Below are 26,908 nucleotides of genomic sequence, written 5' to 3'. Positions count from 1 at the left end.
AACACATTAAAAACAAACGACGTGAGTATGGAAGAGGCTACTTAATCGTTGATCATGAAGCCGCCATATTTACCATCGGACGCAATATTTATTTGAGGTGCATTAGCCGGTGTAGCAACCGAATCGATACCAATAACTAATTTCTTAGCTCCCAGTTTTTCTTTATCGAAAAGGATGATACCATTCAGATTCACTGCACTTCTATTACCATCGCCCCAGATTCGTAAATCGTGTAAGTTTGTCAATACAAAATCTTTACCTTCTGTTGCAGTAGTTTCCGAGCTTACAGAACATGAAATGTTTACATCTCCTCCTGTTGCATTAGTCAACAATACTCCATCGGAAGCTCTCAACAGAGATACTCTGAAAAATCCTGATACGATATTATTCATTCTTCCATGGTCACCCAACGAATTGATGGCGATCATTGCCGGTTGATCAATTATAGTACCTGTAGAACTTAATAAAGAACTTTCGAATCCGATACTAACATCATTTATAGCATATATTTTATTGAAGTCTACTACTACAGATTTAGGTAATTCGTAGCGAGTATCATTCAGCGTTTTCACATTAAATTGTCCCGTTTTCGAGCCTTTTGTTATCATCACACGTGGGATAATTCCCATGTCGAAATCTAAAACATCAGCTGTACCCTTACCATATATACCGTCGACAACAATATCTGATCCCGTAGAATTAATAAGTGGTTCTCCATTAGTTTTGAAAATACCCAACTCATATACTACATCTTTGAGACCTTCTACACCATCTTCGGTATTAACCAATTTAACCAATATCTCATGGTCTTCGATTGTTCCGATACCTACCGGTTTAACAGGATAACTTTGTTTGATATTAGCTAATTGAACTTCAAACATTTTTTGTCCTTCCATCAGGTTATTAGCTTTGACAGGAACTTCAATTTCTTGTTTTATCATGTAATGAGTAGCTCCATCATTAGCAGGAACAAAAGACAGGCTTCCTTTTATAGGAGTATAGTTATTCACTTCCGTTGCAGTTCCTGCCTTAGTGAAGTACTCAACAGTCACAGGTACCGGAGCACCTTCACTTGTTGTTGAATAGCCCGTAAGAGTCACTGTAAACAACGCCGTAGTATAACCATTCACCGGTTTATTTATTCTCACATCAGACACATACAGTCCGTGTCCCAGTTTGATCAAGCGATTGCCCATTCCTTTAAACAGGACATCACCGTTAGATGTAAAATATACTTCATCGAATGTATTTCGGCCATCTTCCACAGCATAGCGATCGAAAAGAAGATCACCTGAATTAGACAGCATACAGATACGTCCGGTAGCACTACTAGCCAGAAAAATACCATTCGGAGTTAACTGCGTTTTATCGAAGTTACCATCGGTAGCCTTTTGATATATTTGACGACCATCTTTAGCTAAACCGATAATAGAACCACGACCGTGATCTGTATCGAAGCCAACAATCACCGATTCTCCTGATACAGGATTCAAGCCCATACCCGATATACTACCTTTAAGTATATACTTTTGAAGATCAGTACCATCATTACGTAAAAGAGAATAATAAGATTTACTAGAACCGTTTCCTCCCACTAATATGTTACCGTTATTTGCAAGGTATAGATAGTCAACTGTAGCTTTATCCGAAGATGATGCGATTTCTTTATTGAAAACAATATCACCTTCTGTACGTATCTTTATTATGCGACCACCTGTTGTATTGCTGTTACCGATCAAGAATATATGATCATCCGCAGCTGTCAGCATTTTTTGAATCTGGAAATTATTATCCGTCAATCTGGTTACAAAAACAGGCTTACCTTTATTGTCTAATCTTACAACTGATGCTACTTTGTTCTCGTCTCCTGTGAAAGCCACATGTATATACTCTGTGCTGCTGCCCAAAACATCAAATCCGATGCATGAACCACTTTCTCCGGAAACATATTTATACACTTCTTTACCGGAAGCATCTAATTTTCCAATCATTCCCGAATGGGTTGTTCCCATTTTGGTTTCATATCCACCGAGTATCAGACTACCATCTCTCAGCTGTTTTCCGCATAGTAATTCACTGCCATCCTCGCCCATATAAACATCTGACGATACAGCACCTGCATTATCTATAATAATAGCACGTCCACCTGTTATGGCTGTTTTCTTCTTTGCCTTCCAGTGAGCAGACTGCCCCAAAACCAATATCTTATTATTTCCAAGATAATGAACATTGTTAACTGTTGTAAAACCGTCGGGAAGACTACGAGAGAAAAGTACTTCTCCGTCTCGCTTCACCCATGAGATTGTAGTTTTTCCATCATTACAGCCAACTAATACAACTTCGCCTGACGATGCCGGGCAAACATGCTGAAAATTAGTATTATCACCATATATCCTATCATAAACAATAGGCATATACTGAGCGTTCGCTTTTTCTACCGAGAATACGGCTAAAAGAGCCAAAACCAGTAAACTTCCGTATATTCTCTTTCTATACTGCATTGTAAAATATTTATTTGTTATTTAATTATTCCTATTATATCTACGCGCCTTGCTTTGCGATTCATCCAAATTCTATTGGACCATGAATTATAGTTGCTTGAGTAATCGCTATGGAAAGGAACTTCTGACGAATCAACTTTGCCGACTCTAACTTTCCCTTTCCCGGAAACAACTACCTTGACATTAACGCCTTGTTCGGCGAGCCACTGAGCAACGATTTCAGCCCTGCTATTCGATAAATTATAATTATAGAATTCGGTACCCATTTCGTCGGCATACCCATCTATAACTAGGGACTCAATGTTTTTCAGATTAACTTTTTTCAGCCAATTAGCCAAATCCGTAGTTGCTGCATAATCCAAATTGAAACTATCGAAATCGAAGTATATACTCAACATATGTTGGGTATAATTGAATTGAGGTAGAGATTCTTTACGAAGATTATTATAATTCCCTTCATTATTTATCAGATTAATAGCTCCATTCGATATAGCCTTCGACTCTGACATACCGTAAATAAGGCTATTCTTCTTATCTGTTTTGTTACGCTCAAAGTAAAAGATATCATCTTTGTTTACTCGTTGCCTATCCGATACAATATAACCTGTATTCAGATTGATGCGTAACATACCAAAATCGTTGAGTACGGTATTCAGAGGGTAATCGAAATGAATTCGGCTACCGGGTACCACGCTGTTATTTTCATAACTTATACCGTAAAGATCGTATCCACCAAAGCCAACATGACCATTAGAAGAGAAGACAAGCATGTCTTCGTAAAAACACGGAGATATTTCATCACCTTCCGTATTTACCTGAGGACCCAGATTGATAGGTTCTCCCCATCTTTTATTTTTTTCGTCCCAATGTGCTACGTAGATATCATATCCACCAAATCCTTCCGGTATGTCGGACGAAAACAGTACAGAGCGATCGTTGTTAAATATATAAGGATGGGCATAAGAAAATCCCTGTTTTTGTGGAAAAGCTTCTGTGAAAGCCGACCATCCGCGACGCTTAGCATCGTATTGTGAATAATATAATTTTGTTTGGAATGTATTGATACCCTTCTTTGACATTGATATCTGATCTCCCTTGTCGTAAGACACTTCGGTCACTATTATTTTGCTCATATCATGAGAAAAAGATAATGGTCCGTTTTGTAAATAAACAGGAATAGAACGTAATACGTCATCCTTCTGATTATCTCCTAATGATCCGTTTTTCAAATAAACAGGTATAGAATTTGATATGGCATCCTTCTGATTATCTCCTAATGATCCGTTTTTCAAATAAACAGGTATAGAATTTGATATGGCATCCTTCTGATTATCTTCATTACTTAACGAAGATTTTGAATTTTCATCCAAGGAATAGTATCTCGTCCGGTGATAAAATTTCTTATTGGGATCATGAAACCGACTATTACTTGTAGCATAGAAAAAGTCGTTTTGCATCCTACCGATCCAAAATTCGGAATTGGAAGTACCGGCACTTTCTACTTTATCTACATTATATTCGGGAGCACCTACCGGCAAGAAACCATCTTCGAAATTCAAAGCATGCAATATGTTCTGATAACGTTGATCCAGTTTATACACATCGCGATAAGCATATTGTCTGGCTATACCGCTTGCCTTAATTTTTTGACCCGAATATCTCAGTGCATCTAGGTAGTTACATACATCGACCGCAGTAAATAATTCTTCACCGGAAGCCATAGCCGCCTCATAATGAGGTATTGCCGACAAATAATCCAGCAATGTAAGATATAACCGTGCTGTTTTCAAATGAAGTGCTGCTGCGTACTCAGTACTCATTGAGTTAACAAAGGCAGACTCATAAATCTCCATCGCTTTATCGAACTCCTGCCCGATAAACTTACGGTCAGCCTTCATCTCTATTTTTCGGGCTTTGTTGTCTTGTTTACTTCCTTTTATCTCCTTCGAATATGTATAAAGAGATATACCCGATAAAAGAACCAAGGATAAAAGCCGTATTTTTATTTTTCTGTTTATCATTATTTCTTACTATTATCTGAATATATTGTAGACAATATGAACACCAAATTTTGTAGGTCCCCAATATGATTTTGTCTTTTTCTTTTCGAGTGGGTATTCGGCATATTCTCCACCTAATTGATATTTATCATATTGCATATGAGCATAACCCAAACCCAGATTAACATCTAATCGAAAACGGCTCGATATATAAAATTTATAACCTGTAGTTATACCACTGGATAGTCCCCATCCCTTTCTTCTATAACTCATCTTAGACTCATCGCTATTCTTAAATCCTATATTGAAATTACCATACATAGCGTAAGGACCGACATAAAGACCATCCCATAAATCATTTGTATAATAAAATTTAGGTTTGATATAATATCTGAAATCTACACTAGTAATGAGTGCTCTGAAAACTTCTTCGTCTTTTTTGAAAAGATAAGGTGCCCACAGAATGTCACCATTGAGGGTTAACTGTTTTCCTACCGACCATTCAACTCCGATATTAGGATTTCCTGTCGCAATAAGCGGAATGTTCGTTTTAATCGCTTGAGCCTGCGACTGAGGGCAATAAAACAAAAGGAGTGTTAAACAAACCAATATGTATCTTAGAAAATGTTTCATCGAAATAATTGTGTTTAATATATTTTATAATATGTATTACATTTCTATTCCTCCATTACCTGGAGTATTATTATCTGTACCTTCTATATCCGAATACCAGTCATGGGGGTTACCTAACTCTAGTATTTGTACATTATTACCATCTATTGTTAATACAATGGTTTGTGCCATATGCAGGACAACGGCTTTACCCGTTTTACTATCAACCGCATCAACATTGAGAGTTTCTATTATATTGTTACCAGCGTCCATGAAACTTATTTTGAAGCTAAAAGCATCCGAAGAGTTACCTTCGGCAGAAAGATCCGGAGACGGCAAGTAGTAGTTTTCAAATCCAAATTCAAAATCCTTATAAGGACTTTGATATAGTTCTGCACTCAATCGCATTTTGTCATCTATACCATTACGAGATGAGCGGGTCTGAACCGAATCAGACAGTTGAGATAAATATTGGATAGTACCAACACCCGAAGCTATAATGTCAACTTTTTTTATATTGTCGAAAGAAAGTTTAGGATTTACTTTCCCTAGATTTTTCATTGCAAAACAAATACGTCCAACGTATTGATGTTCGAACCATGCTGTATCGGTAATAGGTGGCCCTGGTACACGCATATGCGGCTCATTATAGTCGACTAATATAACTGGTGGTTCCTGATAATAACCATCTTCAGATTGTTGTAGACCGAACCTAGCTGTGTTGTGTGATTGAATATCCGAAAATCCGATATTCTGCATATTGGTAAAACAATATACATGATGTAATCCCGGCAAAAGTTTGAAATGAAAGTTTCCGACTCTTGATCTTGCGTTTTCAGCAAAAGGGTTTACCGAGTAACGTTCTCTTTGGAGGTCTGTATTGAAAATGTATATCCTTACATCTTCTACTTTGTATGTATCTGTCATTTTCGCGGCATCCGCTTTAGGGACATATACAACATAGTTTGTCTCATCTTCAAAGTAATCATACGTGCACGATGAAAACATGCACATACATACTAGAAAAATTATAAGATAGATGCTCCCGGTATATTTATATTTACTTGTCATTTGTTCTTTACTTTATAAAGATAAAGGCTTCTGATATGAGAGCCCCCTTCTGTATAGCATTGAGAGCCTTACTCTCAACACTATACAGGGAACTACTCACTTATTGAATAAGAATGATTGTTATTTAAAGTTCTAAATCAGATCTGTCAATGTTTGCATTCCAATCTTCAGGAGCTGTAAGATTTATAATTAAACCTCCCTCAGGATCAGGAACAGCCGGTATCGTGATCTTACCTTTAGATGTAAGTGTCAGATTTATTTCTCTTATAGTATTCGCTGTAAATGCATGAGGTATATAACCATACCACCATACTGTAGTAGGTGCATTCAGTACTGTATTATTATCTAAAACATAATCTTTTGGAGCCAAAGCACTCACACGGATTATATATCGTCTGTTACCTGCAACAGCATCATCAACACCTACTACTTCTGCCGAAGGTAGATTAGGGAACACTACAATATCTTTCCAAAGTGTAAAACCAGCTGTTAGCATTTGAGTATTATTTGAATAATCAGCAGCAGCTGGAACACCTGTATTAAAAGCAGTAGCACCAGTACCACCTACGATTAATTCATTAATATCATTAGCTGTACCTGCCACGATTCCACCCGCAAATGTACCTTGTTTAAATCCTAACTTTTGAGGTTGTCTTTGGATTAGTACAGATGCTTTATCATCATCGAATTTCACAGTCGTAGGAATTGCCTCTCTGTTTATTCTTACGCGTAATAATGATACTTCACGTTTCAGTTTCAAAGCTGTAGCCAATGTTTTAGTAACACCTTCTTCGATTTGTATTCCAGTAGCATAAGCAGTAAATACTTCAGATGGTACTATATAACCTTTTTGAGCTGCATGCGCTGCACTTTGCGAAGTATGCGCTGCAGGCAATGTTCCAGGTTTCAATTTTGCAAAAACATCAGTATTCAGTAATTTATCCTTTACGTTATACTGACCCCATTGCACAGCTGCTGTTCCAATATAGGTTGATACATTTTTAGCAACACCACTTTTAGCATTCGCAACTAAAGCTAAATCGTAAGTTCCTGTTCCTACAGGAATGTTAGTCCATGTAAATTTTGTAATTGGTGTTCCTCCTGCATTATATGGATCTAGGTAATCAGAAGCATATACGATCTTCCCTGTTCCAGACTCATATAAAAACATCTGTACACTCTCAATATTTTTCCAACTAGTAAGCGGAATTGCTTTTGATAGTGCCGGATCGGCTTTTGTGTTTGTTTGATCGAAAGAGATTGTAGCTTCGATTGCACCTACAGCCTTTTCTTCTGATGTCTCAAGAGTCTCGTCACTGCTACATGCAGAGAACAAAAAACCAGACATAATTAAACTAATAAATACTTTCTTCATTTTTAAAATTAATGTTAAATAAATAATTGCAATGACTATACATTTTATGTATTATGAACTATTGTGTATGATCTTAAGGAGTTTTTTCTTGAATATTTTAAAATATTTTTATAATAGTAATTCTGGGGGTTGTTTATCCGGCGTTCGTAAACAACCGATATCATATATTTATAACAAAGTCTACTATTTTATCACCTTAAAACCTTGGTAACCATTGCGCTCATTGTGGAGAATACACACTTCTATATTACTCATTATCTGACTATAATCTTTGTGATAAAGTTTCCATCGAGCAGTATTTGCGGCAATTTGCAGCAACACCCATCTTCTACAATAACAGGTCTAATTGCATATGCGCAATCTCTATCAATTGATAAACATTGGATATCAATTTCCAGACTAACATCTATATATCCGTTGCGTTGCCTTAAGGTATTCTTATGAGACTCAACTCTGTACATATCCAGTTAATGTTTGGTGGCACTTACATATATTTTAACAAATCTATATATCTGTCACTTTCTAAGTGTCAGATCATAATAAAAACACAACATATACTCACTGATAATCAAACACATATATGCAAGACAGAAGAAGCAAAGAAGAGGAAAGTTTAATATAAAGTTAAACATCAAAACAAAAAATGAGAGACAGCTTACACCAAATAAGCTGTAAAAAGAACACCTACCAACGGATACAACTGAATGTTAAACGATAAGATATAATCTATCTCGTTAAACATTTGCTAAACACATTGTAAATATGAATGATATAAGATTATTATATCCAAACGAACACCTATACTGTGCGAATTATAGCAATAGAGAAAGCCCTGTTATTGAAAGAAAAGATCTCACCAAAGATTCCACCTGGGATATTAATACTTTAACAAATAAAATAGTGTTTCTGATGAAAGGAAAGCTGAAATTCTCTTTTGGCTATTTCTGCGATGAGATAATAGAAGAGGGGAAGATGTTATATATCCCAGCATTCTATCATTTTAAAGGATATGTCGAAGAAGATGTTGCTTTAATTATTATTCGTTTGGAAAATAAAATGCAATTTTGTGATCGATACCGAGTTGAAGATTTAGTTAAACAGACCTCAACAATTCAGTTAGATAATAATATAGCATCCTCAGGGTCCTTGGAAATCAATGCTATTTTAAAGGATTATTTAGTATTTCTAGATACTTGCATTTCTAAAGGACTGAAATGTAAATATTTCTTTGAAATAAAAATAAAAGAGCTATTCTTCTTATTTAGAGCATTTTATGAGAAAGAGGATTTGGTAATATTTTTCAATATGGCCTTAAGTATGAATACTAATTTTGCTGAACATATCATGCAAAACTACAGCAAATATACGACATTGGTACAATTAGCAGAATCAATGAATTACTCAGTTTCAGGTTTCGAGAAAAAATTCAAAAGGACTTTTGGGACATCACCTTATAGATGGATGAAAAAGCAAAAGGCCAGTAAAATATATCATGAGATAAGTACGAGCGATCGTAGTTTTAAGGAAATAAGTGCAGATTTCGGGTTTAATTCTTCTTCTCATTTCAATGATTTTTGCAAAGATTGCTTCGGACAAACACCAGGTAATATTCGTCAAAATAAAATGAATGGCGGAAATTATTAACGAATGGCGGAAATTATTAACAAATAGGGAGAAATACAGAACGGATTTGGGTTGAGAATGTAATACCTTTGTCAACATTAAAATGCATAAGACATATTGATCATTCTGACACTTAGAAAGTGACAGATATGTCTTTTACCTTGTGATTAATATACAAATGTAATAAAAAGAGGGTGAAAGTCTACTCTTCGACTGCTTATTAACATAATAAAACGTTTTTTAATTAGACTAAAATGGCATATTTATTCATAAGTTGAATAACAAAGCGCCCAAAATAAAAATATCCCCTCATGAATATCACAAGAGTGCACATAAATTAATTAAGGTCTACTTATAAATTAGCCTCGCTTACGAATATTGGAGGGATAAGTACTCGTTCTGTTAAGAGCTGCGCTAATAGCTTCATTCGCCTGATCTAAAATGGAACGTTCAAATGAAGCTAAATAGGTATAAGTAGTCTTTTCGTTAGAATGCCCCAAACTTTCACTAATAACCCACAATGGTAAGTTCTCCCTTTTAGCAAGAGTAGCCCATGAGTGTCGAGACATGTGTGTAGAAAGCGACTTGTTGAGACCAGCAAGATGAGACAATTCCTTAAGTTTGTTATTTTGAAGACGTAAAGCACTCTCGTACTGGAGTCTAGACGATCTGCCAATATCTGCAATGATTGGAAATAAGTAAGGCGAATATGCCACATCGTCACTAAAGCTATCAATTATACCTTGCAGCGTTGATGTAATTTTCACTTCCATCAGCTGTCCCGTTTTTTTGCGATAATAAGAAATAACACCTCTGCGAATATTATCCTTACGCAGATATGCCAGATCGACAAAACTCATTCCGCGAGCATGGAAACAGAAGAAAAACAGACGCCAGCAAGTATAAAGCTTTTCATCAACAGATGAAAGTGCAGATGAAGTCTTTTGATCATTATTATTTAATAGTTGTGAAAAATCTAAATTGTTAAGTAGTGCAATTTCTTCTAAACTTAAAGCTCGTTTTTTTGTCCGCTGAAATCCGGTAAAAGTCCCAGAGAAAGGATTCTCAGCTTTAGCAATAATAAATTTATCTTGAATAGCTTTATGATAAATAGCACGTAAGTTACGAATATAGAAAGAAATAGTATTCAATGATTTATTCTGCAGTTTCATATGTCTCTCGAAGTCCTTAACAAAAGTTATATTAATATGCTCCAATAACAAATCTTCTCCTTTGTTAAATTTCATCAACTGGCGAACTGTTGTACGATAAGCACGAGCTGTTCGCTCTTGCCCATAATCGAAAAGCAATCGGGCCTGCTTTTCAGTGTAGTGATATAACGAATTTGTTTCTTCTTCGAGATAACTTTTACACACAATATCGCTTATCTCATAACGCCCTTGTTTTTCAAGTTCAGCTATTACTTGTTCCAACCTATTTGCAATCTGTTTGATCTTATCTTCTAACTCCCGTAGAAATTTCACTCGAAATAAAGGTGCTGCCGGATAGACGATAACCTGTTTATTACTATCCCATTCCGATTGATTAATAGATGATGCTATTGTTATCACTTTCACTTTACGCTGGTGAATAATACGAAAGCAAAGACTGCCTTGCGATTGTCCGACTTTGCTTGAAGGCCGATATAAGATTTTAACAGAAGCCATAGGTAGTAATTGTATTAATATAAATCTGAAATAACAGTCTTCACAAATGCATATTTTATAGAATAACATTTGCAGGTGGAAAATTGTTACCAAAAGAATTGCAAAGATATAGAATATTAAGAAGTTTTATATGAAAAAAGCATAATATGTATCCAATATTAACTAGAAAAAATGCCATTTTTCCTAGCATTCAAAATAGATTTAAAATTTAATTCCAGCATACTTTTGCAATAGCAATATCAAAATATAATAGATAATATTAAATAAGGACTTTCTTACTAAGGTCAGAAAAAACCGTTTTCTAAATTATCTGGAAGATAGCAGACGAAAATAAGTCTAAGAACAAACCAATCAGAAGAATAGTACCAAATTTAACCTTGAGCATTAGACACACTTCTCTCATTAACATATATTGAGTATTACGCTTTAGAAAATAAAACTGCATTACTCTGCCCATTTAACACATTTTGATATCCCCAATTGGATTTTAGCATCTGGTTATTTAATATTACGCACAACATAATACAGCGATTTAACAACAATGCAACATACATTTATAACAATTAAATAACTCTATACAAAATCTAACACAGTTTTATGGCAGTAAGACTCTTCTTACTGCCATATTTTTCAGCAAAGGTTCAATATCTTTGAAAGATTTATTCCTCCGAATAAGAGTAAGTTGCTGAAGCAGGTCGACACAGCTAAAACAGCCATAGAACAAACGAAAAAAAATAAACACGATCCCAAAACACGAAAATACACACTTTTTAAGAGACAATAATCCCAAATAGACAACAACAGACAGCATCACATGGATTTACCACTAAATACGACACAAATGCAGTTTATAATACACGAAATTATTCACTGTTTCTAAATTACAATGGTGTATTTTTATACATTGAGAATTAGTACAAATTGTGAGGATTGAATTGACCCGGAATATCATTAATACATAGGGATATTATTATTAAAATTCTCCTTTATATAATAAAAGATAAATTATCTTTTTATTTTGAGAATAGATAGAAGAAATAATAAGGTAACAGGAAAAAGAGTGTGTAGCAGTATTGTTGCATAACTCAGTTTTGTGAAATGTGTGTTGAGAGAGAACACGCGCGCAGGGATGCATGCGTGTTTTTCATATTTTAAAGCGCTTTCGGCAAACAAAAAAGATGTTTTAACAAAGAAGCTGGTTATGAATATAACCAGCTTCTTACTTACTCTTAAAGTGTTCTCTAATAAAATAACTATTTACTGCTTTTATCTCAAAATGAGTTTCATAGTTTTATCCCAAAAGGCTCTATAAGCCCTTGTATCTGTTCTTTAGTAAGTCCTTCTGGTGTATAGCCACAAGTTCTGGCGAATGCATATATCTGAGCCGACTTAGATAGAGTATCGATCAAGTCGAAAGTATCAGTCAGATTTTCACCTACAGCAAATACTCCATGTTTTTCCCAAATAACTATATCATGCCTGTCAAGTACAGGTAAAGTTAAATCAGCAATAGCTAATGTTCCGGGTACTTCATAAGGCACCAGACCAATACCCCGGGGAACAACAATAAATGTCTCGGGGTGCATACCCCATAACAATTCATTCAGTGCTTTTTCATTTTTCAATTCGGGTATGTGCGACATTGCAATCAAATCCGTCGGATGAGTATGTAATACCAGCCTGTTTTTTGAGCCTTTCTTTTTGAACGATGCTAAGATAGAAAAGTGAGAAGCCAGCTCCGAAGTCGGTTTCACATTCTCTTCCGAGATTACATCATACGAATCTCCATCTTGCGATACTCGAACAATCGAGCCATTCGACAAAGGGCACTTAGCTACATCTCTCATCCGTTTGCCTGTACCCGTTACAAAAAAGAAATCGCCGGCAAGCTCTTTCATATTGCGAGGTAATGGATATTTAGACTGCGCAGAGAGATTTCTATTCTCATCACCTATAAATTCACTTACATTTATAGATATGTTTCCGGCATTACGCTCTGCCCATCCCTTTTCCCATAAATAACCTGCAATCTCGGCAACCTCGTCGAGTTGTGCTTGTAATTTATTATTAATACTTAGTTTCATTTTTAATTGTAATTTATTTCTATAAAAGTAATATTAATCATATCGCCATACAGCTTTACTTAATTAATTGAGGGAAAATAATAGAACCTATTAATAATAACAAACCTAAAAGGAGTACTATTATTGTCTTCGTCCCGACACCTTTCCATTCTTTGAGTACGATGCCCCACAGATTACTGAACACAACATTGAGCGACATCAATATGCTCCATGAGAAAGCCATCATAATACTGCCCGGTTCGAAGAAACTTTGTCCTACACCTAGCCCGAAAAATTGGGAATACCAAAGCAATCCGGCCAATGCACAAAATAAAATATTATTGATCCAGTTACCCCCCGAAATAGACGTATATTCTTTAAAAGTTTTATTCTTGTAATTCTGAAATAAACAATAACTGGCATTGGTAATAAAGCCTCCTAAAGTAACAAGGAATATAACAGGATTCAATGCCAATAAAGGATTTGCACCGAGCTCAAGAATATGATTCTTAAGAGGAGCTCCGGCTTCCAGCCCTAAACTGAAACAGGCACTCATCACCCCTGCCAACAATGCAATCAGGACACCTTTCTTCAATGCAAAATCTTTAACAGCCTTTTTCTTTTCTTCTTCAGACATATTGCTCGATTTCAAAGCACCAGCATATCCGATAACAGCAATACCGCCCAAAGCAATACTAACACTGATAAGCAGAATTAAACCGTCTCCTCTGAATAGATTATCACCTTTAAGCAAAGCAGGAATCAATGTTCCAAAAGCAGAGCATGTACCTAGCGACAGAGATTGCCCTAAAGCAACACCCAGATAACGCATACTCAAACCAAAGGTCAGCCCTCCAATACCCCAAAGAATACCATAACCGATAGTCTTCCAGATAGCATCACCACCCGAAAACATTATTTCAGAAAACGAATAGCCCGAAGGTATTGCCAATAAAAGACCAAGAAGAGGGAATAACAACCAGGCAAAGACACCTTGGGTAAGCCAAAAACATTCCCACGACCAGTTTTTCACTTTATTGATCGGAACATACGAGCTTGATTGCCCCAAGCTGCCAAACGCAATGATGATTAATCCTATTATTGTATTCATGTTGGTCAGTTATAATTATATGTTATGAATTGTGAGTAAATGAATGTTACCGACCAGATATATCAAATACCCACAAATCACAACCTTTGTTTTTATCTCTTAGAAGTAACGTCTTTCTCGTATTGTTGTACTTCTGCTATATAATCTTCACCAATAGCAACATCACTTTTCATGCAAAAATAATCCCACACAGCATTCCAAGGCAAACCCTTCGCTTCTTCGAGCAAAGCCAAGCGTTCAAAATATTGTCCATTTGCTTCATATTCACGTAATTTAGCAAGAGGCTCTAACAACGCTTGTAAAAATGCTTTTTGTGTCGAGCGTATACCGATTGCATAAGCACCGATTCGATTGATTGAAGCATCGAAAAAGTCTAGTCCTACATGAACTTTATTAATAGCATCTGCACGAACTACTTCTTTGGCCAGATCGATCACCTCATCTGTTAAAAGAGTTACATGATCCGAATCCCAACGAACAGGACGACTCACATGCAACATAATTTCAGGGGTAAACAGAAGCAATGAAGATATCTTATCGGCAACACTTTCCGACAAATGGAAATGTCCCATATCGAGCGTTACCATCTTTTGTTTTTTTGCACCATAACCTAAATAGAAATCATGCGAACCCACAGTATAGCTTTCCAGTGCAATACCGAACAGTTTAGATTCTATACAGTCTTTCATATTTTTATAATCAATAGCGAATATTTCGTCTAAAGATTGCTCTAATAGCTGGCGATACTTATATTTATTTACAGTCAGATCCTTCATTCCATCATGCACCCAAAGATTCATAATGCATGGATCATTCTGAAACTTACCCATTTCTTCCGAAATCAAACGGCAGCGTTTCGTATGCTCTATCCAGAAATCGCGAATCGATTTATCAGGATTCGCCAATGTTAAATCACCACTTTTAGTATGACCGAAAGAAGTAGAATTGAAATCTAATTTCAAATCACTTTCTTTAGCCCATTGCATCCATGTTGTAAAATGGCTCGCATCTATCTGATCACGGTCTACAGTTTTACCACCGAAATCACCATATATAGCGTGCAGATTCAGACGATGTTTTCCACCAACAAGAGTCAGAACTTTAGAAATATCCGACTGCAATTCTTCTATATTACGGGCTTTACCCGGGTAGTTTCCCGTAGCCTGAATACCTCCGCCTCCGGCATTTCCCAGATTTTCAAATCCGCAAACATCATCGGCTTGCCAGCAATGAATCGAGATCGAGATATCTTGTAATTTTACTAAAGCCGCATCGATATCTACACCTACGGCAGCATAGCGTTCTTTCGCTATTTCATAAGATCTTTGTACTAATGAGTTTTTAGTCATCGTTTTTTCGTTTAAGTGTTAACTTTATTTCTTTTGTATGATATTCAAAAATTTGTTGTATTCGCTATCCCACAAATGCACATCCTGAGGATAAAAAGTATCCAAATCTATTGAGTTACGAACCATTAATCTCATTTCTTGCAAAGAATCGAACATACCAATTCCTTTTGACTGCATCATAACATTCCCTATAGCAGTTGCCTCTGCAGGACCTGCAACAACTTGCATATTTATAGAATTAGCAGTCAACTGATTCAATAATTTATTTTGTGAACCTCCACCAATTATATGCAGCTTTTCTATATTGAATGGAGCCATTTTTTGCAGGCACTCCAATACATATCGATACTTAAACGCAAGACTATCGAAAATACATCTTACAAATTCAGCATGTGTTTTCGGCACGTTTTGTCCTGTCTTTTCACAGAATGCAGCAATAGCTACAACCATACTAACAGGGTTAGCAAAGCTTGCATCATCCGGATCTACAAAAGATTGAAATCCTGCAACCGAATCAGAAAGTTCGACAATCTCATTATAAGAATAATGGACACCAGTCCCTCCCCATTCTTTGCGGCATTGCTCTAAAAGCCACATGCCTGCAATATTTTTAAGGAAACGGATTGAACCATCTACACCACCTTCATTTGTGAAATTCATCTCATAAGAATCTTGTGTCAGAATAGGCTCCTTAACCTCGATTCCCATCAGCGACCATGTACCCGAACTAAGATATGCAAAATTCTCACCATCTGCCGGAACTGCGGCTACTGCAGAAGCGGTATCGTGCCCACCAACGGCTATTACGGGAGCTTTATGAACACCACACTCTCTAGCAATATCTTCTGTTAGAAAGCCGATTGTCTCACCAGGCATTATGATCGGTCTGAACACATTCGAATTAAGACCTAAAATATCCAACAATTCGGGCTCTATTCTTCTTGTTTTTGGATTCAATAATTGCGATGTCGAAGCAATCGTATATTCACATACTTTACCTCCTGTTAACATATAAGATAGGGCATCAGGAATAAATAAAATGTCGTGGGCTTTCTCCAGAGCCGGAGAATTTTCGAGCTTGGCAGCATATAATTGAAACAGACTATTAAAATTCATAATCTGTATACCTGTCAATTCGTATAAATCCTTTCTAGGCAATACTTTAAACAATTCTTCAGGAATCCCGTTTGTATAAGGGTCACGGTACGATCGTGGCAGATTCAACAAAGAACCGTCTTCTCCTAAATAAACAAAATCGACACCCCAAGTATCAATTCCAATAGCATCTAATTTGATTTTCTCCGCTGCTACAACCTTCAACCCATCCTTCAATGCTTCGAAAATGGCATATATATCCCAATAGCATTTACCATGTACAGATATGATTTTATTGGGAAAACGAGTCAATTCCTTCAATGTTATTTTTCCGCCTCCTACTGTCGCTAAAATAGAACGTCCACTTGTGGCACCGAGGTCGAAGGCGAAAAAATAATGTGTTTTCATAGTGTAATATTAGATATAGCATTGATTTGGTACAAAAGTAACGCATTGGACATTTCGAATATTGATGTATTTGATTTAAGGATTTAAAAATTTGACACTTGCAGCATTTAATATATTTCAAACATTTTCTTGGTTATATACATTTTTATTTTTAATATTACATCTTCATTTTGTTTTTTGACCTATTCTAATTTCTGTTTTACCTTACTGTTATACCAATGAAAAACTCTGTACACATCAAGTATTTAATAGCAAATGAGCAGGACATGCTATGGGGACTTACTGTCAATACGGTCGGTTATCAACACATCGATCCACACACACCATATCCACCCCAAAACCATCCTACCAGATACCTATTCTCGACACAGAAGGGACGCGTATTGGAGGAATGCCAATTAATATACATCACGCAAGGAAGAGGCACTTTTGTCTCATCCAGTCAGAAAAAAACAGAAATTAAAGCCGGAAATATGTTTTTATTATTTCCCGGCGAATGGCATACTTATAGCCCCGATCCTTCGACCGGATGGAATGAATATTGGATTGGTTTTAAAGGGGTAAATATAGATAGCCGGATTCAAAACGGATTTTTCAATATGCACAAACCTATATTTAATGTAGGCTCACGCGAAGATATTGTCCAGCTCTATATGCGTGCAATCAGTGTAGCAAAAGAGCAAACAACCGGATTCCAACAAATGTTGGCAGGTATTCTCAATCACTTACTGGGTATTGCCTATTCTCAAGACAAGTATGCGGCTTTCGAAGACATGAAAGTAACAAACCAGATAAACAAAGCAAAGATGATAATGTTTGAAAACTTTCATACGGACATTACACCCGAAAGCGTTGCCAATCAGGTATTCATGAGTTACTCATGGTTCAGACGTATCTTCAAACAATATACGGGATTATCTCCACACCAGTACATACAAGAATTGCGCGTACAGAAAAGCAAAGAACTACTTACCAACACCATGCTCACCAGTCAGGAAATAGCATTCGAAGTTGGTTTCGAAAACCCCGATTATTTCTGTACAGCATTCAAAAAAATGACCGGAGCCTCTCCGATTAAATACAGAGAATTTACACAAGGAAAAAATTTATAATTGCAAAAAACATTGTAAGATTTAACTTATAAAAGTCCTTTATTACATCGAATAAAAGCCTTACAGTTTTAGCTACAATACAGCTCTATATCTATTTGAGATAAATAGGTGAAGAGATAGAACAGCCATAAAACTCACTGTCATTTTTCAAAGTATATAAATCATTTTATACAATACGCATTACCTTCAATCAACTACTTTTGTCGAATATGAAAGGTTTACACTTTTCATCGTTGAAGTGCAACGAAAAATACATTGTATCATTTTATACAGCTCCACCATAACAAGATTCTTGTGCAAAAGGTGAAAGCTAGCTGTAAATCTAATTGTAATAAATTAGATTTAAGTATTAAATCTATTACTAATCAATGTAAATTCATATTAAAACACACCTATACCTTTATGCTAAATAATAGACAAAAGCAGTCACTTTAAACACCTTTTTTCTTCTGAAAATTTGGAGGTTAGCTGCATTTTGAGAGAGTAATACAAAAGCAGGCGTATAGGCATAATATTGCAAAATTTATTCTATCCATAAGACGGATTTTTCATAAATATTCTGTCTATATTTTAAGTATAACAAACATCTACCTAGCTAGGGATACATTTAAATAATTCAATTTCTGACTAAAACTTCTGCTTATGTAACATTAAACCATTACCAACCCAATTTGAATGCCCTGCGAGCCTTTTGCCCGGGCAACTTTGAAGTGAAACATTCATAAAAACACATTAATTAAAAACGCTATGAAAAACAAAGATTTGTATCTTTTGCTAAAAGGATTCAGGGATACGCATTTCCCCAATCTTCTGGCTATCAAACTTACAATCGTTTTGCTATTTGCGGTTTCCCTCACTACCTACGCCGAGGACAACCACACGCAAGCAACCCAACAACAACGAATCATCACAGGAAATGTGAAAGATAATTCAGGTGAAGTTCTTACCGGAGTTAGTGTTGTAGAGAAAGGAACTACAAACGGAACGGTCACTGACATCGATGGTAATTACTCGATCCGAATCAGTGGAGAAAGAGCAACACTTGTATTCTCGTTTATCGGATATTCGACAAGAGAAATTCCTCTCGGACCCCAGTCGACTGTCGATGTATCACTCGTAGAAGACACCCGTCTCTTGGATGAAGTAATCGTAGTCAGCTACGGAACACAAAAGAAAAGAGATGTAACCGGAGCCATATCGAAAGTAGATGGTAGTACTCTACGCGACTTCCCTGTGGGACAGGTAGCACAAAAATTACAAGGACAGGTAGCCGGTGTTCAGATCAATCAAGTATCGGGTCAACCGGGACAAGGAATGACTATCCGTATACGTGGTGCTGCATCAGTTAACAGTGGTAACGAACCATTATACGTAGTAGATGGAATGCCGATCACATCAGGAATTAATAATATAAATCCGGATGAAATTGAGTCTTTCTCTATATTGAAAGACGCTTCTGCAACATCACTCTACGGATCACGCGCAGCGAATGGTGTGGTACTTATCACAACCAAAAGAGGAAAAGCAGGCAAAACCGACGTCAGTTTCAATGCATCGTATGGTATTCAAACCTTAAGAGGGTTAAAGAAACCCGATGTGATGAACGGACAAGAATATGCTCAGTACAAAAAAGAGTTTTACGAAGACAAAGCAAAATATGAAGGATACACCGGCGGTGTTCCTACGGAATATCAAAACCCTTCGATCTATGGTGAAGGAACAAACTGGTATGACGAATTGACCCGTGACGCTACTGTTCAAAACTATAGCTTAAGCGTTACAACAGGAAAAGACAAATTCAACGCTGCGGTATTCCTCGGTTATTTCAACCAAGATGGCGTAATGATCAACACCGGATTTCAACGCGCTTCTTTACGTGCCAACATCGATTATCAGGTAAATCCAAGATTAAAACTAGGATTGAATATAGCGCCTACATTCGTAATCGGTAACAATCAGGGAGTGGATGGTCACCGTAATATTTTGGGAGCTGCCATCGAAGCACCTCCAATCGTAGGTCCGTATGATGAAAATGGAAATCTTAGAGAATCGATCAATGCTCCCGGAGCATTTAATCAAGTAAACTGGGTTCGAAAAATGCAAGAAAGAACTGATAAAAATAAGACATTTACAGTGCTTAACAACTTCTTTGCAGAACTGGATATCTGGGATGGAATTAAATATAAGCTACAAGCAGGAGCCGATATATCAAGCAATAATCGCCGCGTATTTAACCCTTCGACATCTGCCGGCAACTGGAACTCTACCCCGCCATGGAAGGCCAGCGGAGAATACCACACAGGCTTCAACTACAACTGGACTGTTGAAAATATGTTGACTTACGACAAAACGTTTTCAGAAAAGCATAAGTTAAACTTATTAGCAGGTTACAGTGCTCAAAAATCGACATGGGAAGGTAGCTCGCTATACGGATCAGACTATCCCGATGACGAAATTCCTTGGATAGATGGAGCTGCGACAAAAGGAGGTTCAAAAAACACGAACAGCACCAATAGCTGGGCTTTAGCCTCCATGATCGGCCGTGTTAATTATAGTTTTATGGATCGTTATTTACTACAAGCCACAATACGTAGAGATGGTTGTTCTCGCTTCGGTTCAGGGAATAAATATGCCAATTTCCCATCTATTTCGGCTGGATGGATCGTGTCTGACGAATCGTTTATGGAACCGCTTACCAGAACTATGAATTATCTAAAACTCCGTGCCAGCTATGGGATAACAGGAAACTACAATATCGGTAACTATAACCACATTGCCGAGTTAGAGAATAAAAATTATGTATTTGATGATGCTTTAGTGTCAGGACAGGCATTGAAACGTATCGGAAACAATAAACTTACATGGGAAGAAAACAAGCAATTCGACATCGGTGTAGATTTTGGATTCCTCAATGATCGCATCTATGTAATGTATGACTATTATCACAAAAGAACCGATGGAATGCTTTATCAGATAGATATACCGACTTCGACAGGATTCAGCAAAATCGATTCAAATGTGGGAGATTTCAAATCGTGGGGACATGAATTCACTGTTATCTCAAGAAATATAGACGGTGTTTTTAAATGGACTACAAACTTCAACTTGTCCATTAATAAAAACAAAATATTAAAACTGGGAACAAACAATACACCTATTGGCGCTTACGGAAAAGACAGCGATTTCAACCGCCTACAAGTAGGACAACCAATCGGCGTTTTCGTTGGATTTATTTACGACGGAGTGTACATGACTCAGGAAGATTTTAACAATAGTCCAAAATACGCGACTTCTGATGTAGGAACAGCCAAAATGAGAGATATAGATGGTGACGGCGAAATCACATTCGAAGGCGACCGCACAATTATCGGAGATCCTAACCCTGATTTTATTTATGGTATTACGAATGAATTTTACTACAAAAACTTCGACTTAAGTATCCTTATTTCAGGACAAGTAGGTGGAGATGTTATGAATGCCAACTACGAGGACACAGAAAACCTTGATGGTGTATTCAACGTAAGAAAATACGTAGCTGATCGCTGGCGTTCTCTCGAGAATCCGGGTAACGGTTTAGTGCCCAGAACCAAATCGGGAACAACCGAATTATATCGTTTTGCCAACTCGCATTGGGTATCTGATGCTTCATATCTGGCAATAAAGAATGTAACATTAGGCTATACTTTCCAGTTCAAACCTAACGATTATATATCTAAAGCCAGGGTATTCCTGACTGCTCAGCAACTAGCTGTTTTCACTAAATATAAAGGTTTGAACCCTGAAATCGGCATATACGACTCAGGAAGCGCAACACGTAGCTGGCAAGGACTAGGTATTGACAGAACAACATACCCTGTACCACGTATATTTAGCATTGGATGTAACATAACATTCTAAAGTTAAAGCAATTATTAGTTACAATAATGTCATATAAATAAATGAATTTCATTAAAAGAAACATTATGAAAAAACGAATTAGTATATATATAACTTCTGTCCTCTTACTTTTCGGATGTTCAGATAGCTTTCTGGATTTGAGTCCGGAGAGTAACCTGTCCGACAAAACTTTTTTCCAGACAGAAGACCAATTTGAACGGGCAACAGCCGGTGTTTACGAAGCCGTAAGATCGACAGTCGGAAAATCAGGATTTCTGATGGGAGAAGAAAGATCAGACAATGCGCATTATGTGCGCAACGAAGTAGATCGCGGACAGCGCCCGGCAGAAGACATCGCCGATTTTACCGACGATGCTATAAATCCCCTTACAAACCAGTTTTACAACGATTGTTTTTCGGGTATAGCCAAAGCAAATACTGTAATACAACGTCTTCACGAGAAAAGTTTCTCCGAAGAATTCAACAATAAAATAGAAGGACAAGCCAAATTCCTTAGAGCCTATTTTTACTTTGAATTAGTAAGATATTACGGTGGTGTTTCTCTTAATCTCCAAATTGTAGAGAGCGGAGACGACAAAGCCTTCTTACCTCGATCGAGTGTAGAAGAGGTATATGCTCAAATTGTTGCAGACCTCGAAGATGCAGAAAGGATGTTAAGTAATCCGACTTTCAATGATAAAGGAAAACAATCGGGAAGAGCAAGTAAAGGATCGGCAAAGATGTTGTTAGCCAGAGTACTGATGACAAAACCGACGCGCGATTATGCCAAAGCTGAAACTTTGTTGAAAGAGATTACTAAAATGGGCTATAGCCTGATAGATTATACCGACTTGTTTGACCCTAATTACAAAAATAGCAAAGAGTCGATATTTGAGGTACAGTTCAAACAAGGTGACGACGGACAACAAAGTAGCTTTATATACAGAATGATGCCTCTGACCAACGATGGGAAAGCCATTACAGGGGTAGCCGGTAGTAACAATACCAGTAACGGAGGATATGTAATACCAACGCAAGAAATGGTAAATTCGTACGAAGCGGGAGACAAGCGTCTTGACAGATCTATTGCTGTAGCAGTTGGGAAAACAGATACACAAAGTGGTATTATGAGAATAGATGCTGTATTGAAAGTAGGAGATCCGGAAATTGCGAATTATCCATCGTATTGCTATTTCGTAAACAAATATAGAAATCCGCATGCCAAAATAGATAATACGGATGATAACTGGCCGGTATATCGCTATGCAGATGTATACTTATCATTAGCAGAATGCTTGGTTGAACAAAACCGTGCAAGTGAAGCCATTCCTTATGTTAACGAAGTGCGCAAGCGAGCAGGATTGGCAGATGTTACGGCTGTAACGGCAAAAGTTGTAGCAGATGAACGTCGTCATGAATTTGCTTTCGAAAACAAACGCTGGCACGATCTTATTCGCACAGGCGAAGCAATCACAGTGATGAATGCCTATGGAGTGAAAATGAAAGCTCTCTATCCTTACATTGAGGCAAGAGCATATAATGTGACAAAAGAGCGTTTGATTTTCCCGTTGCCATACCGCGAACTTCAAATAAACAGTAAATTGACACAGAACCCAGGTTATTGATGCATATTTTAATATCCGCAGAAATTATCGGTTTATACCGGTGGTTTCTGCGGATTTTTTATTCTGAAAAAAATAGCTCTTAACTAAACTATACAAATCTATCCGATTGAAGTAACAGCAGCATTCAGCCCTCAACTTCTTTCACTGTCAATTTTTCAAGTATCTAAATCATTTTACTCAATACTATATTATTATCGATAGATTACTTTTGTTTATTGTAGAGACATTTTATCCTTATTTGAATAAAATACATGCAATATCAAATTTTGAATATTGAAACAAAACTCTGGATATTAATTTAATTATTACCTTTAAATCCAGTTTGTCCGGACAATCTCTATCGACTAATCTATTTAACCTCTAAATATTAATATGGTGAGAACTTATTTACTAGCTATTATTTTAGCAATTTCTGCCAATCTTCTGATTGCACAGACAGGAACAGTTTGCAAGCCTGACAATCTGAGCTGCGAACACCTTACAAGCCCACTTGGTGTGGATACCCCTACCCCCCGATTGTCGTGGATGATAAATGATAGCCGACAAGGAGCAGCACAAACTGCCTATCAATTGATTGTAGGAACCGACTCAATGGCAGTTGTGAACGGACAAGGAAACATTTGGGATTCAAAGAAGAAAAATTCGGATGCTATACTCGTTACTTATGCCGGCAAAGAATTAAATCCGTTTACACGCTACTACTGGAAGGTAAACGTATGGGATAAGGACGGACAATTAGCCCAATCGGATGTTACAGCATTCGAAACAGGGATGATGGGTATGAAAAACTGGCAAGGCGCATGGATTGGCGACCAAAGAGGTATCGATTATAAACCGGCACCTTATTTCAGAAAGACATTCGATACAAAGAAAACAGTTAAATCGGCACGTGCATATATTGCCGTTGCAGGATTATACGAGTTATATATAAATGGAGAGAAAATAGGCAACCACCGACTCGACCCAATGTACACACGCTTCGACAGAAGAACATTGTATGTAACCTACGATGTGACAAAACAGTTGCAGCAAGGCAAAAATGCAATCGGTGTATTGCTTGGTAACGGATGGTATAATCATCAATCGATAGGAGTATGGGATTTCGACAAAGCTCCGTGGCGTAACCGTCCTACATTTTGCATGGACTTACATATTACTTACACCGATGGTTCTGTTGAAGTTATACCAACAGAAAGAGACTGGAAGACATCATCGGGCGCAGTTGTATTCAATAGTATATATACAGCCGAACATTACGACGCACGTTTAGAACAAAAAGGATGGAACACTCCTTCGTTTGACGATTCGCAATGGAGAGGTGTGGGCTATAGAGGTGCACCATCTCAGAATATATTTTCACAACAAATGCAACCGATCCGCAATGTGGAAACGATACCTGCTAAAACTATCAAACAACTGAACGATAGCACTTACATTTTCGATCTGCAAAGAAATATAGCCGGTGTTACAAAAATCAAAGTATCAGGTGAAGAAGGAACAGTAGTTAGAATTAAACATGGCGAACGCTTATACGACAATGGTCATATAGATATGTCTAACATAGATGTATATCATCGTCCGAAAGACGACAAAGATCCATTCCAAACCGATATCCTTACATTAAGCGGAAATGGAGAGGACGAGTTCATGGCGAAATTCAACTACAAAGGATTCCGCTATGTAGAGGTTACCTCTAGCAAACCTGTTAAATTAGATATAAATAGTATTACAGGATATTTTATGCACAGTGATGTTGCTCCTGTAGGAGAAATCAAAACATCGAACGAACTTGTAAACAAATTATGGTGGGCTACAAACAATGCCTATCTGTCAAATTTAATGGGATTCCCTACCGATTGCCCTCAACGTGAGAAAAACGGATGGACAGGTGACGGACATTTTGCTATAGAAACAGCATTATATAATTTCGATGGTATTACCATTTACGAAAAATGGCTTGCTGACCACCGCGACGAACAGCAACCAAATGGTGTTCTTCCGGATATCATCCCGACAGGTGGCTGGGGATACGGCACCGAGAACGGATTGGATTGGACAAGTACAATTGCTATTATACCATGGGAAGTATATATGTTCTATGGTGACAGCAAATTACTTGCCGATTGCTATGAAAACATAAAAAGGTACGTCAACTATGTAGACCGTACTAGTCCCAATGGTTTGACTTCATGGGGCAGAGGTGACTGGGTACCTGTTAAATCGCGTTCATCAAAAGAACTTACCTCATCTATATATTATTATGTGGATGCGACAATATTAGCTAAAGCTGCTAAATTATTCGGCAAACAAGACGACTATGTACATTACACGGCATTAGCAGAAAAGATCAAGAATGCTGTAAATGCAAAATACCTCAATAGAGAGACAGGCATCTATGCAAGCGGAACTCAAACGGAATTAAGTGTTCCATTACAATGGGGTGTTGTTCCCGAAGAATTAAAAATTAAGGTGGCGCAAAATCTTGCTAAGAAAGTAGAAGAAGCCGGATTTCACTTGGATGTAGGTGTATTGGGAGCGAAAGCTATACTAAATGCTTTGAGTGAAAACGGACAGGCCGAGGCTGCTTATAAAGTAGCTGCACAAGACACATACCCTTCGTGGGGATGGTGGATTGCAAATGGAGCAACGACACTTCTTGAGAACTGGGATCTTAAAGCGGAACGCGACATATCAGACAATCATATGATGTTTGGCGAAATAGGAGGCTGGTTTTTCAAAGGATTAGGGGGTATAAAACCCGATCCGGAGCAACCCGGATTTAAACATATCATCCTTCGTCCGAACTTTGTAGAAGGATTAACCCAGTCTGAAACTAAGCACCGTTCGCCTTATGGCATGATTGTTTCACAATGGGAACGTAAAAAGAAAAATATCACTTATAATATCGAAATCCCTGCGAATAGCAGTGCGACTTTATATTTACCGGAAGATATAAAAGGAGAACAGGTTATAAAATTAGAAGCTGGTAAACACTCGTTAAAATTAAGCCGAAAATAAGAAAGACTTAAGAACTCTGACCTTATTTATAAGTCATCCTTGTAAAAGTAAAAGCCCTCTTTGATTTCTCCTAAAGAAGAAAAATCAAAGAGGGTTTGTGGATGAATAATGTATTAATCTCTCTGTCATTCCGAACTGAAAGGAGGAATCTATTTCCTTATAGCAGAGTTGAGATCCCTCACTACGTTTCGAGATTACAAAGAGAAAAAAGCCCCAGGAAGAGGAATAGTATTCTCCTAGAGAGGGCTGGAGAGGCTCTAAATGAAATATAAATACGTTCTATTATTTAGATTTGTTTATCAGTTAACTCTGATAATACATTTATTCAACTCTTCTGATATTACCACAGAAGAGTTGAATTATTTAAAGGCTATACCCCTTTATATTTCGACTGAAAGCTTC

General features: G+C 37.1%; 15 protein-coding genes. 5 read left to right on the top strand and 10 right to left on the bottom strand.

Annotation, left to right across the window (positions count from 1 at the left end):
• Positions 1-41 precede the first annotated feature (41 nt).
• The 5 genes from G7Y57_RS00765 to G7Y57_RS00745 all read right to left on the bottom strand — a co-directional run bounded on the left by G7Y57_RS00765 (position 42) and on the right by G7Y57_RS00745 (position 7,559).
• Positions 42-2,501, bottom strand: coding sequence for a Calx-beta domain-containing protein (locus G7Y57_RS00765; RefSeq protein WP_165020267.1), 2,460 nt, complete (start codon positions 2,499-2,501; stop codon positions 42-44).
• A gap of 17 nt (positions 2,502-2,518) precedes the next feature.
• Entirely contained in the window at positions 2,519-4,522 is a 2,004-nt protein-coding gene (locus tag G7Y57_RS00760) for an OmpA family protein (RefSeq protein WP_165020266.1), read from the bottom strand.
• 12 nt (positions 4,523-4,534) lie between these two features.
• The gene (locus G7Y57_RS00755) at positions 4,535-5,134 is read right to left on the bottom strand and encodes a DUF3575 domain-containing protein (RefSeq protein ID WP_165020265.1); all 600 of its coding nucleotides are present in this window, start codon (positions 5,132-5,134) and stop codon (positions 4,535-4,537) included.
• 36 nt (positions 5,135-5,170) lie between these two features.
• A complete protein-coding gene (locus G7Y57_RS00750) occupies positions 5,171-6,121 on the bottom strand; it encodes a hypothetical protein (protein WP_255491297.1) in 951 nt (316 codons plus the stop codon).
• A gap of 187 nt (positions 6,122-6,308) precedes the next feature.
• Entirely contained in the window at positions 6,309-7,559 is a 1,251-nt protein-coding gene (locus G7Y57_RS00745; RefSeq protein WP_165020263.1) for a fimbrial protein, read from the bottom strand.
• A 762-nt stretch (positions 7,560-8,321) separates the two neighbouring features.
• Between G7Y57_RS00745 and G7Y57_RS00740 the strand changes: the two genes are divergently transcribed.
• Positions 8,322-9,203, top strand: coding sequence for a helix-turn-helix domain-containing protein (locus G7Y57_RS00740; protein WP_165020262.1), 882 nt, complete (start codon positions 8,322-8,324; stop codon positions 9,201-9,203).
• A gap of 338 nt (positions 9,204-9,541) precedes the next feature.
• Here G7Y57_RS00740 and G7Y57_RS00735 read toward each other — a convergent pair whose 3' ends face one another.
• The 5 genes from G7Y57_RS00735 to G7Y57_RS00715 form a co-directional block, all read right to left on the bottom strand.
• A complete protein-coding gene (locus tag G7Y57_RS00735) occupies positions 9,542-10,849 on the bottom strand; it encodes a site-specific integrase (protein ID WP_165020261.1) in 1,308 nt (435 codons plus the stop codon).
• A 1,283-nt stretch (positions 10,850-12,132) separates the two neighbouring features.
• Positions 12,133-12,933 carry a rhamnulose-1-phosphate aldolase gene (rhaD, locus tag G7Y57_RS00730; RefSeq protein WP_165020260.1) on the bottom strand — a complete coding sequence of 267 codons (801 nt, stop codon included), beginning with the start codon at positions 12,931-12,933 and terminating at the stop codon, positions 12,133-12,135.
• Between the two features lie 55 nt (positions 12,934-12,988).
• Positions 12,989-14,023 carry an L-rhamnose/proton symporter RhaT gene (rhaT, locus tag G7Y57_RS00725; protein ID WP_165020259.1) on the bottom strand — a complete coding sequence of 345 codons (1,035 nt, stop codon included), beginning with the start codon at positions 14,021-14,023 and terminating at the stop codon, positions 12,989-12,991.
• 92 nt (positions 14,024-14,115) lie between these two features.
• The gene (locus tag G7Y57_RS00720) at positions 14,116-15,372 is read right to left on the bottom strand and encodes an L-rhamnose isomerase (RefSeq protein WP_165020258.1); all 1,257 of its coding nucleotides are present in this window, start codon (positions 15,370-15,372) and stop codon (positions 14,116-14,118) included.
• A 24-nt stretch (positions 15,373-15,396) separates the two neighbouring features.
• Positions 15,397-16,875, bottom strand: a complete 1,479-nt coding sequence (locus tag G7Y57_RS00715; protein ID WP_165020257.1) for a rhamnulokinase — start codon at positions 16,873-16,875, stop codon at positions 15,397-15,399.
• Between the two features lie 218 nt (positions 16,876-17,093).
• Between G7Y57_RS00715 and G7Y57_RS00710 the strand changes: the two genes are divergently transcribed.
• From G7Y57_RS00710 to G7Y57_RS00695, 4 genes are all read left to right on the top strand, one after another.
• On the top strand, positions 17,094-17,987 hold the full coding sequence (locus G7Y57_RS00710) for an AraC family transcriptional regulator (RefSeq protein ID WP_165020256.1): 894 nt from the start codon (positions 17,094-17,096) through the stop codon (positions 17,985-17,987).
• 747 nt (positions 17,988-18,734) lie between these two features.
• Positions 18,735-21,884: a SusC/RagA family TonB-linked outer membrane protein gene (locus G7Y57_RS00705; protein WP_165020255.1), complete on the top strand. Its 3,150-nt coding sequence runs from the start codon at positions 18,735-18,737 to the stop codon at positions 21,882-21,884.
• A 65-nt stretch (positions 21,885-21,949) separates the two neighbouring features.
• The gene (locus tag G7Y57_RS00700) at positions 21,950-23,488 is read left to right on the top strand and encodes a RagB/SusD family nutrient uptake outer membrane protein (protein WP_165020254.1); all 1,539 of its coding nucleotides are present in this window, start codon (positions 21,950-21,952) and stop codon (positions 23,486-23,488) included.
• Positions 23,489-23,860: 372 nt separating this feature from the next.
• Positions 23,861-26,506, top strand: a complete 2,646-nt coding sequence (locus tag G7Y57_RS00695) for a glycoside hydrolase family 78 protein (RefSeq protein ID WP_165020253.1) — start codon at positions 23,861-23,863, stop codon at positions 26,504-26,506.
• The last annotated feature ends 402 nt before the right edge of the window (positions 26,507-26,908 follow it).

Origin of the sequence: Dysgonomonas sp. ZJ279 (assembly GCF_011039205.1) — a bacterium.
In the GTDB taxonomy this organism is placed as follows: domain Bacteria; phylum Bacteroidota; class Bacteroidia; order Bacteroidales; family Dysgonomonadaceae; genus Dysgonomonas.
This window is presented reverse-complemented; position numbering and strand designations above follow the sequence as displayed.